The sequence below is a fragment of the Mesorhizobium sp. WSM4833 genome (genome assembly GCF_055811095.1).
On sequence record NZ_JBVVQG010000002.1, the window covers coordinates 378,854 to 391,982 of the forward strand.

Sequence of the window (13,129 nt, forward strand, 5' to 3'; positions counted from 1 at the left end):
AGACGCGTTCTTCCGCGCAACACCAGCCACCTCGACGATGACGGGGTCCGTCGGCCCCGATCATCGCTTTCAAACCCGATCACAAACCGTTGGAGCCATTGCCCGCTGTGGTGGTGCGATCAATCATGTCCAGATTCAAGGCAAATTCCTTGCTAATGCTTGCTGCGCTCATTTGGGGAGTGGGCAATGTGTCCCACAAGACCATACTGGCCCACCTCGATCCCATGGCGGTTGTTTTCCTGACCAGCGTGATCGCCGGACTGGTGACGTTGCCATTCGCGGTGCGGGAGCGCGCCCCCGAAACCAACACCGGCTGGTTTCCAAGTGTGGCGAGAGTGGTTCTGCTTTTTGCCCTCGGCTGTGTGGTCCAGCAATTGTCCTATGTCAGCACGACGGTGACGAACTCGAGCCTCCTTATCAGCGCTTCCACTGTTATCACGCCGATCGCCGCGTGGCTGATCATAAGGGAGCGTCCAAGTGCACTGATCCTATTCGTCGCAATTCTGACGGTCGTGGGATCGGCTCTCCTGGCGGGCGGCTTCAATGGTTCGGCAACCGCCGGCGACGCTTTCGCCGTCCTGACTGCAATCTGTTTTGCAGTGTGGACGGTCGAACTCGGGCGGCATGTGCAGGCACATGGCCACCCCTTCGCGACGGCGGCCGCACAGTTCATCGGCACGGCCGTTGCCACGCTACCTTTCGCCCTGCAGGGCACAATGACATTTCAGGCAATTATGGCAGCATGGCCAGAACTCATCATGCTTGGTGTGTTCTCGACCGCTGTCGGCTTTTGCCTGCAGACTTCTGCACAGCGCTACACCACTTCGTCCCATGCGGCGGTGATTTGCAGCGGAGAGGGTGTGTTCGCCGCCATTTCCGCTGCCGCTCTGCTTGGTGAACGGCTTTCGCCCGACGGCCTTCTGGGTGCGGGCGTCATTCTGTCCTGTGTGCTGTTCACCGCCGTCTCGGCGGGCCCGAAGCTCGATCCGTCAGTGTCATGATCGCCTCGGCAATGTCGCTCTGCTCTGGGGCCGCGCCATTCAGACCACCGACGGGCAAGTCTGTTTCTACTCCCGGATTCATGCCAAGCTACTCGCCTGGCCGCATTCATCCTTCTGGAAAACGAGGTCTACTTCGATGCTCCACGGCGAAACGTCCTCCTTCGAAGCCGCCAACATACCGAACCGGTCAAACCAGAATTCAGACGACGGCCTCAACGACAAGCCGACCTTGCGAGGCATCAGGCTCTTCCCATCCCTGGCGGACGTGCCGATCGCCTTGTTTGACGCAACCGAAGACGAGAGCGCCATCGACCGCACCAAGGCGGGCTTGCTGGACATCACGGCGGAAATGGTCGGCCCGACCGATGGACTTGAAGGCAGTGATCTCAGCCCTACACCAGCCGGCTTTACCTATTTCGGTCAATTCGTGTTCCATGACATCGTCTTCAGCCAAATATTCGGATTGCCCAAGCCGCCAGGCAAAACCCATCATTTGAAGAACGCGTCCTCGCAAGGCCTTGACCTTTCGGGGCTCTATGGGCGGGGGCCAATCGTCGACGCCCATCTCTACGATGTTGCGGATGGGGCGGACCTGTCGGCTTGCCGCTTTCCGATCGGCTTGCCTTGCATGAAAGGCAGTATGCTTCCGGTCGACGGTAAGACCATGCAAGGCCGTGATTTGCCGCGCATCGACTTCTCGGGCAAGTTTATCAGTGTCGAGGGTCGGCGATCGCCTTATCGGCCCTTGGTGGCGGATCCGCGAAACGACGACAATCTTGTCCTGTCGCAACTGCTCTGCACACTCATGGGCATCCACAACAGGATCGTGGATCTACTGCTTGGCATCGGCACCGACCCAGCAGAAGCTTACAAGCGTGCCAGGATCTATCTGACCTCGGTTTACCGCACTGTGATCATCAACGACTATCTGAGAAAAGTTCTGGCTCCGGAAATATGGGACCATTTTTTCGCCAGTGACGATTTTCTTGGCGCCGGAGTCTCGGCACTTGAAACTTTCAATGCGCTGCCTTTGGAATTCACCTTCGGTGCGTCGCGCTTTGCCCACGCCATGGTCCGGCAGTTCTATGTCGTGAACGACAGGTCGGTCGAAGAACCAGCCAATCTGCGCAAAATGCTGTCCTTTTCCAGCCTGCGCCCGGGTGGGGAGATTCCAATACCCGAGAACTGGATTGTCGACTGGAACCGGTTTGCCTCAGCCGACACCCCGTCGAAAGCTCAAAGTGCCCGGCGCATAGGACCATTCCTGTCGAAAGAACTGACGATTGCCGGCCTGAGTGCGGAATTGAACGGCACAGTCCGGCCGGTTGCCTTCATGGATTGCTGGCGCTGTTACGACCTTGGTTTGCCATCCGGGCAGGACGTGGCCGGTGCGGTGAAGACCGCCCTGGGCGACAACAGTATCGATGTGCCGGTCCTGACGGGCAATGACATGCTTCCCACGGCCGCCTGCGCCAAACGTTACGTCTACAACGCCGGCCGACTTCGGGCCGCTTTGCAACGGTACCCGGAGTTCCTGAGGCAAACACCTCTCTCCTACTATATCATCCAGGAGGCGTCCGTTCTTGGTAATGACGGCAGCCATCTTGGCCCAGTTGGCTCCTATGTGGTGGCCGCCACGATCGCATCCGCACTGTTCAAGGCTGCCGATACGGATATCACCTCTCGCAGGCTCATTCCGGACGTAGAGCCAAAAACGCTGGCAGGACTGCTCGATCTCAATGATACTGCGAAGGTATCGGATGAAGTGCTTGGCGGCCTGCTCGGCAGTCAGGGTTTTCAATAGCGCTGATAACGGCAGCGCTACAGTGCTCAATCTGGTTTAGCGGGGAAAGTGGACATGGTGAAGTTCAAAGATGTGCAGTTCGAGGCGCTTGGCGAATTCATCCGAGACCTGATCAAGGATCCGGCCAAGCAAGCGATCTTCAGAAGTGGAGATCAGGAGGCGATGAAGGACCTGCTGCGTGGGTTCATGACGCCCAGGGACAAAACCTGGGAGGAGATCACCATCCAACCATACTTCGACCAAGACCTGATCGTGAACATCGCCTTTCCCTTCACCGGCGACGTCGAGCAAACGATCGCCACCATTGCGCCGGCGGATGGACCCGGTGAGGACTATACATTTCCCGATCACTACAATCTCGACCCGAACGCCGGCCCGCCCGATCAAATAAAGAAAAACCGTTTGAGCGCATATCATAAGCGCCTCGGCGACTACGTGATGTCACGCTGCAAGTGAAACCCGGCGCAATTGCGAGCAACGGTTCGGCCGTGTCAGCCCGACTGGGCTGCCAATTCGATGCCACGGGCCAGCTTCTCCTGATCGACTGGTAACCGGATCGGAAAAGCGGTCTTGAACCACTCCACGGCGACAGCGCGGTCAAGCCTACCCGGCCCTTGCCACGCCGCCGTTAGGTTGCGTAGAAAACGTCTGAACTCATCCCCGGCCTCGCGGTTGCGTTTCAGCAACGCAAGTGCCGCCGCCGACCAGCCGTGGATGTCGGCGAACAGTTGATCGCTCTTGACCGCAGCGGCCACGCACCCCTCCAGATCATTGGCGAGAAAGGCAATGGTCGCCTGGTAGCCATGATAGTGAGCGTCGGGCATGGGATTGAGGTCGAAACTGCGCTTCGAAAGCTCCGATGCCCGTTGATGATCACCCATGAAGGAGCTGGCCAGCGCGTAGGCAATCAACGTCGCGGGGTTCCCGGCATTTTGCTCATGTGCAAGGCTGAAGTGAAAATCGGCCAGCTCCCAGCGTCGCGCCAGAAGGTGGCTCCAGGCCAGATTTACCTGGTTGCGGTGGTCGAATGGGTCGAGCAGAACCGAACGCTTGGCCAGTTCGAATGCGCGCTTTAGATCCTGCTCGATCGACGATGCACCCGGAACGACGATCCAACGCGAGTTGAGCACCGCAGCGAGGCTGGAATAGGCGCAGGACAGATCGGGATCAAGCCGGATGGCTTCCTCGTAGCGGGCGATGGCAGCTTCTTCGGTGTCCTTTCGCCACATGATCGAAAGCCGCTGTCCGTCCAGCCAGCAATCATAGGCCGAGAAATGGTTCGGGGAAGCTTGCGATATGCGATGCAGCCTGGCACTGGACAAGGCAATCTGCAGGCGCGCGGAAAAGCGTGCGCAAACTTCATTGAAGGCCGAGCGCCAGGAAGACGGATCCGACGGAACGGTGAGAACGAAGGCTTCTCCTTCTTGCAGGAAGTCATAGCAGGTAATTTGGAACACTGCTGGTCCATCCGTGTCGATCAGACGGATGAGGACGCCGATATCCACGTGTTCGCCTGCCGCCTGATGCATCTGATCCAGTGAGAATTCACCGGCTTGCAACTCCGTTGACACGGCTGTCCAATGCCTAAATCGGGAAATCGAAGCCAGAAGCTCTGTCGCCAAGGCAAATTGCAGGTGTTCGTTCTCTGCTTCGCGCCTGGCAATGATGATGGCGATTGTCGGCTTCCCTGGGATGCGGCTGTCGTGATCGCTTTGCGCAAGGTCGGGGTCAGCCGCCCGCTTTTCACCGTCGTTGCCCGGCTTGAGCGCCTCTAGAAGGTGGAGGATTTCTGCCGGTGGTCGCAGATCCATGTCCGCTTTGAGTTCGGCCGCGTAGCGGTCGAAGAACGCTAGGGCGCGGGCATAACCGCTTTCCTCACAGACCCTCCGAATGGTCTCCACCACGGCATCGTCGAAAAACGGATCAAGTTGCAGGATGCACGCAGCGATGGATTTGCGCTGTCTCGGGTCTGTCTCGGCCGCCAGCCGGGCTGCGAGCCGTGTCACCAGCCTGTCGGTTATCATCGTCGACTGCATTCTCAGCCAGTTGTCGAAGACAGGATCGCAATCGTCCAACCCGGCGCAAAGTCCATCCCTGGCTTTGGCCAGCAGGAGCAGCGCACCGTCATAATTGCGGTCGTCGAGCGCACGTTCAAGCTCATCGATGTCGGAACGGATTGCAGTCGGATCGATTCCCAGGACGAGCTTGTCGACCGCGAGGTAATTAAGCCTGGTCTCGCTTGCCAGGCGTCGGAGATCCTTTATGCACTGGCGCAGTGATCCGCGCGCATGCTCCTCGTCCTGCTCGCTCCAAAGCAATGCCGCCAGTCGCCCGCGCGTCTCGCGTGACCTGCCGCTCAGTAACAGATAGGCGAGAATCGCGCAGGCCTTCCGCTTGCCCAACGAGAACGTCTCCGAGCCCTTGCGAAGCTCGAAACCGCCGATTAGCCTAATCGCCAGACCGTCTGTGGAAATTGTCAACTCCGCCGGCTATCGTCTCGGTCGCCAACGGGCGCCCACCGCTTACCCTACGTAAACAGCAGAAGCCAAGATATTGAAAGAGCCAACATGCTGTTGCGCGGGTCGCATTGGACAACGCTTGCTCTGCTGATGCATCACGGCCGGCCGATGACGGTGAACCAAGACGACCCGACCTGGGACCGCCAGTCGAGTGAAGATGATTTGGATGTTTTGGAGAATCTGGCTGCGACCCTTGTCGCTGCGCCCGAGAATGGGCTGCCCCTTTTGCACTTCGCGACACGCTACGACATTGGCGTTGAAGTGTTCGATGTTCCGGGTGGATTCCTGGCTATGTCCAACATTGCTCCATTCGAAGGGAATGAGAAACGATTCACAGCAAGTGGCAAAGGCTTTGATGCCGGCACGGCCGTGCTGTCTTGCCTCGGAGAGGCCGCGGAGATTTCCAGCTGGGCCTGCAGAGCCGAAGACGTCACGGCGTCAGCACGCATCGGCTCTCCAGGCGATGGAATGAGGATCGATGCGATTCAGGTATTGGGCTTTTCGCTGGAACAGATCCGACATCGCGATCGGCTCAACAGAGTGTGGCGTGGCTGGGACAGTATCCCTTCAACGGATCATCTGAACAATCCTCAGCTATGGGCGTCCGTTCGCAGCTTCCATGACGATAGGGTCGCGCTTTGTCCGGCGTTTCTCTGCTATGGCCGCTTTGGTGACGTCGCATATGGCGATTGCAGCTTGAACGTCGACACCAATGGTTGCGCCGCTGGCACAACGCGGGCCGATGCAAGAACCCGCGCCTTGCTTGAACTCGTCGAACGAGACGCCACAGGGATATGGTGGCACCGAGGCTCCCTGAGAAAGCGGCTGGATATCGCGCGGCTTGATGACCAAGGCTTGGCGTCTCACATCCAGCAGCATCGCCAAGAAACGGGACGCAGGCTCTGGCTTCTCGATATCTCGTCCTTCCGCACGGCCATCGTGACGGCGGCGATCAGCTGCGAAGACAGTGGCGAGCATATGGCGGTGGGTTTCGGGTGCAGCTTCGATATGGTTGCTGCCGCCCGGTCCGCGTTTTTGGAATTGATACAATCCGAAGCTGCGATGCAGGCCCATGCCGAAAGGGCAGAACGGCCCCGTAATAAAACGATGAGCGATGACGATTGTCGGATGACCCGCTGGAAGCGTTTCGCTGACGTGCGCAACTTTCGTTTCGCCATCGGCAGGCCTGCCGACGGCCTGGAAAGCGCTGGCGAAAGCAACGTCACCGACCTGCTGAATGAAATCGGCGAAGTTTGTGGTTCGCAGGTCTGGTTCGCCGATCTTTCGCGATCCGAGATTGGTATCCCCGTTGCAAAGGCGATCTGCGAGGGATTATCCCATTTCAAAGCGCGCTGGGGCTGCCACCGAAACGCCGCACCTTCCATCGCAAGTGATTCGAGCAAAACAGCAGGCCGCCTCTCGCAGGCCAGAAAACTTTTGATCTAATTGTTACAGGCAATGACGACACGGTCACGTTGGAGACCCGTCGCCGGTTACAGGACGCTGATGAGGAAGCCGGCGTTACGATTGTGGGCGGGGCCAGGACTTCGTGTACGTCGGGATTTGCTCAAGCAGGGGCTCCGAGTTCGCCGGGATCTCGTACAGCAGGGAAGTTGAGTGAACCCCTGTTGACTTGAGGGCGCGAACGCTGCTGTTTTGGGTCGCAAAGCCGCCCGACGGCTAGCGGTGCAAGAAGGGCGAAAAAAGCGGACTTTTGTCGAGATATCTAGGGCAAACCGAAGCAATCCGTGGGACCGCACACCGCCGACCAATGTCTGGATCTCTTAAGACGCTGGTGCGCGCGAACTCGGCAGATGCAAACTTGTGTCTCCAGATCGGTGTTCGACTATCCGGCTAAGGTTGCGCCCAGTCGCTTGGAAATCGAAACAATCCAGGCTCGCAGCTCAGGACCAAAAGGCTTCTCAAGAATGGCCCGATCCCAAGCCAAAAAATAAGGTTCCGGCAGCCTGATCCGCTTGTCGAACGGGGCGACGAGCCTGCCCGACGCGATATCGTCGGCAGCCATCGACAGTTGCGCCAGCACAAAGCCCCTTCCGTTGGCCGCCGCATCGATCGCCGCGCTCGACAGGGAAAAGGCCACTTCGCCGGATGTTCTGCGGTGCACCGCGCCGATGCTTGCGGCCCATTCCGCCCATGTCGGCGGCGAGCGGTGATCGCGGGCCCATTCGATGCTGAGAAGCGGCAGATCGAGAATATCGGCGGGCTTGCCGACCGGATGTTTCGCCAGCAGCGTCGGCGAGCAGGCCGGCACCACCCAGTCGGTGAACAGTTCGGTGTAGTGCTCGAAATCACGATATTTCGTGCCGTACGAAATACGGAAGTCAACTTGTTCGGCGCCCAGCCTTGGCTCCGTCTCGGCGCCCACCAGCCGCACGGTCGCGCCGGGGTGGTCGACCTGCCAATCCAGGAGCTGCGGGCCGATCCATTTGCTGGCCAACGACGGCAGGCAGGAGATGGTCAAAGTGTCCGCGGACCGGGCCTGTTCGATGAGATCCTGGGCGTCGCGAATGTGTTCGAAGCCGACGGCAACCGCTGCGTGGTAAACGCGGCCCAGCGCGGTAAGGGCGACACTCCTGCCGCGCCGTTCCAAAAGCCGCGCCTCCAGGGCGTCTTCGGCCTTGCGGATCTGCTGGCTGACCGCGCCGACGGAGACGCCGAGTTCGTTGGCGGCCGCCGTCACACTGCCACGCCTCCCGAAAGCCTCGAAGGCCTGTATCGCACGCAGTGGGGGCGTCTTCTTCACCTGGGCAACGATCCTGGGGTCAGCTTGATTTAGTTTTTCTAAAATAGAACGCAGATGCAAGCCCTATGTCGTCCCAGGCCCGCAAGATATTCGTTTAGGCGTCACAAGCTCGGGAGGACGCCATGTTTCTTCGAAACTGCTGGTACGTTGCCGCATGGGACCATGAGGTCGCCGACAGGCTGGTGCCGACCCGGATACTTGGCGAGGATATTGTCCTCTACCGCCGGACCGATGGCGTGGTGGCGGCGCTCGAGGATGCCTGTCCCCACCGCAAGCTGCCGCTGTCCATGGGCCGCATCAAGGGCGACACTGTCGAATGCGGCTATCACGGGCTGACCTTCGACAGCACCGGAACCTGTACGCGCGTGCCCGGTGCTGAAAAGATACCGCATGTGGCATGCGTTCGTTCCTATCCGATCGCCGAACGTTACGGGCTGCTGTGGATATGGATGGGCGAAACGGCAAAGGCCGACCCCGCGCTGATTTTCGCGGTCGACCACTGGGGCGATCCGGCATGGGGCGTCAATCGCGGCGAGTCCATGGCGCTCGATTGCAACTACCTCTACATGACCGACAACCTGCTCGACCCCTCGCATGTGTCTTGGGTCCACCAGTCCTCCTTCGGCGGAGTTCAGGCGATGGAGGATGCGCCACTCGAAACCACCGTAGGCGCGGACGGCGTGACCGTGTGGCGCTGGGTGGTCGATGCCGCGCCGGCGCCCTTCTATGCGCCTTTCCTCAAATTCTCAGGCAATTGCGACCGCAAGCAGCACTACGAAGTGCGCTACCCCTCCAACGCCATCATCAAGGCGATCTTCGTGCCGGCCCGCACCGGCGGCGAGGGCAAGCCGCTGCACGAGGACGTGTTCCTCATGGACTCCTACAACTTCATGACGCCGGTCGATGAGAACCAGACGAAATATTACTGGTTCCAGATGCGCAATTTCGCCCCCGACGATTTGGAGGTTTCCCGCCAGTTCGCCACCTCTGTGCGCGGCGCCTTCGACGAGGACCGCACCGTGCTCAATGCCGTGCACAAGGGCATGGCAAACAAGCGCACGCCCAATCTCGATCTGAAGATAGATGTCGGACCGCTACGCTTTCGCCGGAACCTGGCCAAGCTGATCGCCAGCGAGAGCCAGCAATTGGCAGCTGCCGAATGAATGCATTCACCGCTCGCGACACCATCGCAAGAAGCGGATTTCGCGACCTGAAAGTGGTCGCGAAGGTGCGCGAAAGCGCCCTCATCACTTCATTCCATCTCGAGCCGGTCGATCCACAGGACTGGCGCGACTTCCAGCCGGGCCAGTTCCTAGTGTTCCGGATTCCGGTAGCGCGGGAGGCCGCCGGCGAAAGGGGATATGTGCTGCGCAACTACAGTATCTCCTGTTCCCCAGACAGCGCTTCCTATCGGATCAGCGTGAAGCGTGAGGCAGCACCCGGGCCGGGGCTTCCCGATGGGATAAGCTCGTGCTTCCTGCATGACCGTATCGACCTCGGTGATGTGCTTCAGGCGGAAGGGCCGCGCGGCGATTTCATGCTCGACAAGGCCAGCAACCGTGCAGTCGTGCTGCTCAGCGGCGGCGTCGGGCTGACGCCGATGGTGTCGATGCTGCATGCGTTGGCTTCGTTGCCGGACCGCCGTGCCGTCTTCATTCACGCCTGCGACAACGGCGATGTGCATGCCTTGCGCGATGAGGTGACCGGCCTGGTCTCGACCCGTCCCGGCCTGACCGCACACTTCTGCTACCGGCACCCGTCCGAGCGCGACAAGGCCGAGCAGCGCTTCCATAGCGAAGGCATGATTTCGCGGGACGTGCTGCAGCGTCTGCTGCCGATCGATGACTATGATTTCTACCTCTGTGGCCCGCCGCCGTTCATGCAGGCGATCTACGTCATGCTGCGCGAGCTTGGCGCGCCAAGCTATCGCATTGCCTACGAATTCTTCGGCCCGGCGACGGTGCTTGAGCCCGATGCAGTGCGAGTTCCCGCGGTTCCAGCGCAGCCGGCAAGGATCGAGCCGGCCGGGGAAGCGACAACCGTAGAATTTCGGAAGTCGGGCCTGACGGCCGTCTGGGATGGCTCGGCCGTATCGTTGCTCGACTTCGCCGAGAACCAAGGTCTGTTGCCGGAATTCAGCTGCCGGGCCGGCATCTGCGGCACATGCAAGTCGCGGCTGATCTCGGGCGACATCGCCTATTTCGAAGAACCGCTGGACGAGCTTGGAAGCGGCGAAGTGCTGTTGTGCTGCTCCAAGCCGCGCGGATCAGTCGTCCTCGATATTTGACAAGATTGCCGCGCGTGGGCGCGGGGAAACGGAAGTCGGGATTTGGAACAGTCGGTCAAACCAGCGTCGAGCCTGCCGCTCAATCCGCATATCGCCGCCTTGCCGCCCTACAATGCCGGCATGAACATCTCGATGGCGCGGGCGCTGAGTGGCCGCAACGATGTCGCCCGGCTGGCCAGCAACGAGAACCCGGATGGGTGTTCTCCCGCCGTCATGGCCGCATTGGCCTCCTCATCCTTCGAGCCATGGCGCTATGCCGATCCGGCCTGCACGGCGCTGCGGGCGGCGCTTGGCGAAAAACTGGCGATCGATCCTGGCATGATCGTTGCCGGCAATGGTTCCGAGGAGATGATCGCCGCCATCTCGCGCGCCGTCCTGGTGCCGGGCGCCTCGGTCGTCACCACGGTGCCGAGCTTCGGGCTGCATGAGATAGAGCCGCTGGCTGCCGGTGCCGATGTCGTCAAGATTGCGATGACACCCGAGATGGGGTTCGATCTTGCCGCGCTCGAAGCGGCGATCGCCGTCGGGCCACGGATCGTTTTCATATCCTCGCCGTGGAATCCGGTCGGGCCCGGTCTCGACCACGCTGGCCTGCGACGGCTGATCGGCGCCGTGCGGCCCGGCACGCTTCTTGTCCTGGACGAGGCCTATTTCGAATTCGCCGATCCCGGCGCGCCCGACGGCATCGAGGTCCTGCGCAACAGCAGCATCGACCATGTCGTGCTGCGCACATTTTCGAAGGCCTATGGCCTGGCGGGGCTGCGCGTTGGCTATGCCGTTTGTTCGGGCTTCGAACTGGCAAGAGTGATCGCGGCCGCCAAGACGCCGTTCAACGTCAATGCGGCAGCACAGGTCGCCGCTATTGCGGCACTGGCCGACGAAAGCTGGATGAAGGCGTCGGCGGGCCGCGTCAGAGCCGAGCGCGTGCGCACCGCCGCCGCACTTAAGGGCCTTGGTTTCCGGGTTGCCCAGTCGCAGACAAACTTCCTGTTCTTCGACTGCAAGGGCGACAGCTCCAGCGTTGCCGCCGGTCTCCTGAAGCAGGGGATCATCGTCAAGGCGTGGCGCGAAACCGGCTACGAGCACTATCTGCGCGCCACCATCGGCTTGCCGGCCGACAACGACCGGCTGATCACGGCGCTTCAGGGATTGGCGGGGCGATGAGCGGCCACGCGTCTCCCAGGCAAACGAACTGGATCGAGCAAGCGGTGCCGTTGTCGGTTGTCGACGCGATCCGCCGTGTCGTTGGCGCCTCGAATGTGCGGACCAGTGATGATACCGGGGCGATCGACCTTGGTTCGAACGGGACGGATTGCGCCGCCGGCATCGTCGTTGCGCCTTCATCGACCGGTGAGGTCGCGGCGGTGGTGCGCATCTGCAGTCAAAATGAGATTCCGATCGTGCCGCAGGGCGGGCGGACCGGCCTGGTCGGCGGAAGTGTCTCGCGGCCGGGCGAGATCGTTCTTTCCCTGGCACGTATGAACCGGATCGAGCGGCTCGATCCGGTCGAGCGCGTGGCGATCGTCGGTGCCGGTGTTACCCTCGAAGCTTTGCAGTCTGCCGCATTTGAGCACCGGCTGGAGCCCGGTATCGATCTTGCCGCGCGCGGTTCGGCGACGATCGGCGGCATGGTGTCCACGAATGCGGGTGGCGTGATGGCCTTTCGCAACGGGGTCATGCGCCACCGCGTCCTTGGCCTGGAGGCCGTGCTGGCCGATGGATCGGTCTATTCCGATCTGACGCGGGTGGTGAAGAATTCCGCCGGCTACGATCTGAAGCATCTCTTCATCGGTGCGGAGGGCACGCTTGGCATCGTGACCCGCGTGGTCGTCAAGCTCGACCCTTCGCCCCGAGCCACCGCCACCGCGCTTTTCGGGCTGCCGTCTGTCGAAGCGGCGCTGCAAATCATTCGTCTGGCGCTTGAATCGGATGCGGGACATTTGCGCGCGGCGGAGGCGATGTGGACCTCGTATTTCGGCCTGGCCGCAGCCGCGCATGAATGGTCCGAACCGAGCGTGCCGCTCGACCAGACACTGTTCCTGCTGCTGTCGCTTGGCGGCGCGCGCGAAGAGGCGCTGCGCGAAGATTTCGAGCGGATCTATTCGGAAGTGATGGAGCGCTATCCTGAAGCCACCGGCATCATTGCCGGCTCGCGGCGGCAAGAGGAAGACCTGTGGCGGTTGCGCGAGGACACCGGCGTGCTCTATCGCGCTCATCCCCAAGCGCCTTCCTTCGACGTGTCGGTGCCTCTGTCGGAAATTCCGGCCTATCTCGACAGAATCCTGCCCCGGCTCGCAGCGATCGAACCGGGTCTGGCGCCCTATGTCTTCGGTCACCTGGCCGATGGAAACCTGCATATCATCCTCAACCGTCAGGGTCCGCTGGCGCCTGACGTAGCGGAGGCTGCCGAGAGCGTCCTGTACCAACAACTGCGGGAGATTGGCGGTTCTTTTTCCGCCGAGCACGGTGTTGGGTCCAAGCGCATCCATTCGCTGCTGGCGACGGTTGACCCGACGAAGCTCGCCGCGATGGAGCGGGTGAAACGAGCGCTGGACGATCAGTCGATCATGAACCCCGACAAGGTGCTTCCCTCCGACGCCTGGTTTGTCCGGTCCTCCAGACCGCTCCTTTCCGGCAATGAGGGCCGATTGCCACCTCAGAACACGAGCGATCACAACGATGAATAGCCCCACGGTGGAACGACAGGGAATGAACGGATTGACCGCAACCGCCAGCGATCCGGTGGGATCGACC

10 protein-coding genes are annotated in these 13,129 nt (G+C 60.8%); 8 read left to right on the forward strand and 2 right to left on the reverse strand.

The genetic code is table 11. The features are described from left to right. The first annotated feature begins 125 nt into the window (after positions 1–125). The 3 genes from AC0L2D_RS05050 to AC0L2D_RS05060 all read left to right on the forward strand — a co-directional run bounded on the left by AC0L2D_RS05050 (position 126) and on the right by AC0L2D_RS05060 (position 3,261). Complete coding sequence (locus AC0L2D_RS05050) at positions 126–1,001, forward strand: DMT family transporter (protein ID WP_473540505.1); 876 nt, start codon at positions 126–128, stop codon at positions 999–1,001. A 136-nt stretch (positions 1,002–1,137) separates the two neighbouring features. Continuing rightward, positions 1,138–2,805 carry a peroxidase family protein gene (locus AC0L2D_RS05055; RefSeq protein ID WP_473540506.1) on the forward strand — a complete coding sequence of 556 codons (1,668 nt, stop codon included), beginning with the start codon at positions 1,138–1,140 and terminating at the stop codon, positions 2,803–2,805. 54 nt (positions 2,806–2,859) lie between these two features. Further along, positions 2,860–3,261: a hypothetical protein gene (locus AC0L2D_RS05060; protein WP_013530422.1), complete on the forward strand. Its 402-nt coding sequence runs from the start codon at positions 2,860–2,862 to the stop codon at positions 3,259–3,261. 35 nt (positions 3,262–3,296) lie between these two features. Here the strand turns inward: AC0L2D_RS05060 and AC0L2D_RS05065 are convergent, their stop codons facing one another. Then, on the reverse strand, positions 3,297–5,207 hold the full coding sequence (locus AC0L2D_RS05065) for a hypothetical protein (RefSeq protein ID WP_473540507.1): 1,911 nt from the start codon (positions 5,205–5,207) through the stop codon (positions 3,297–3,299). 165 nt (positions 5,208–5,372) lie between these two features. Between AC0L2D_RS05065 and AC0L2D_RS05070 the strand changes: the two genes are divergently transcribed. Beyond that, complete coding sequence (locus tag AC0L2D_RS05070) at positions 5,373–6,770, forward strand: YcaO-like family protein (protein WP_224674943.1); 1,398 nt, start codon at positions 5,373–5,375, stop codon at positions 6,768–6,770. Between the two features lie 400 nt (positions 6,771–7,170). Here the strand turns inward: AC0L2D_RS05070 and AC0L2D_RS05075 are convergent, their stop codons facing one another. Next, the gene (locus AC0L2D_RS05075; RefSeq protein WP_013530419.1) at positions 7,171–8,088 is read right to left on the reverse strand and encodes a LysR substrate-binding domain-containing protein; all 918 of its coding nucleotides are present in this window, start codon (positions 8,086–8,088) and stop codon (positions 7,171–7,173) included. Between the two features lie 122 nt (positions 8,089–8,210). Between AC0L2D_RS05075 and AC0L2D_RS05080 the strand changes: the two genes are divergently transcribed. Genes AC0L2D_RS05080 through AC0L2D_RS05095 form a run of 4 tightly spaced genes read left to right on the forward strand, consistent with a single transcriptional unit; the run spans position 8,211 to position 13,062 of the window. After that, on the forward strand, positions 8,211–9,251 hold the full coding sequence (locus tag AC0L2D_RS05080) for an aromatic ring-hydroxylating dioxygenase subunit alpha (RefSeq protein WP_224674942.1): 1,041 nt from the start codon (positions 8,211–8,213) through the stop codon (positions 9,249–9,251). Next, on the forward strand, positions 9,248–10,375 hold the full coding sequence (locus AC0L2D_RS05085; RefSeq protein ID WP_473540508.1) for a 2Fe-2S iron-sulfur cluster-binding protein: 1,128 nt from the start codon (positions 9,248–9,250) through the stop codon (positions 10,373–10,375). The genes AC0L2D_RS05080 and AC0L2D_RS05085 overlap by 4 nt, the downstream gene beginning before the upstream one ends. A 42-nt stretch (positions 10,376–10,417) precedes the next feature. After that, on the forward strand, positions 10,418–11,539 hold the full coding sequence (locus AC0L2D_RS05090) for an aminotransferase class I/II-fold pyridoxal phosphate-dependent enzyme (RefSeq protein WP_013530416.1): 1,122 nt from the start codon (positions 10,418–10,420) through the stop codon (positions 11,537–11,539). Then, positions 11,536–13,062, forward strand: coding sequence for an FAD-binding oxidoreductase (locus AC0L2D_RS05095; protein ID WP_473540509.1), 1,527 nt, complete (start codon positions 11,536–11,538; stop codon positions 13,060–13,062). Before AC0L2D_RS05090 ends, AC0L2D_RS05095 begins: the two co-directional genes overlap by 4 nt. Positions 13,063–13,129 lie beyond the last annotated feature (67 nt).

Coding starts and splice junctions, on each gene's coding strand:
- AC0L2D_RS05050 (WP_473540505.1), top strand. CDS start 126: ATGTCCAGATTCAAGGCAAATTCCTTGCTAATGCTTGCTGCGCTCATT.
- AC0L2D_RS05055 (WP_473540506.1), top strand. CDS start 1,138: ATGCTCCACGGCGAAACGTCCTCCTTCGAAGCCGCCAACATACCGAAC.
- AC0L2D_RS05060 (WP_013530422.1), top strand. CDS start 2,860: ATGGTGAAGTTCAAAGATGTGCAGTTCGAGGCGCTTGGCGAATTCATC.
- AC0L2D_RS05070 (WP_224674943.1), top strand. CDS start 5,373: ATGCTGTTGCGCGGGTCGCATTGGACAACGCTTGCTCTGCTGATGCAT.
- AC0L2D_RS05080 (WP_224674942.1), top strand. CDS start 8,211: ATGTTTCTTCGAAACTGCTGGTACGTTGCCGCATGGGACCATGAGGTC.
- AC0L2D_RS05085 (WP_473540508.1), top strand. CDS start 9,248: ATGAATGCATTCACCGCTCGCGACACCATCGCAAGAAGCGGATTTCGC.
- AC0L2D_RS05095 (WP_473540509.1), top strand. CDS start 11,536: ATGAGCGGCCACGCGTCTCCCAGGCAAACGAACTGGATCGAGCAAGCG.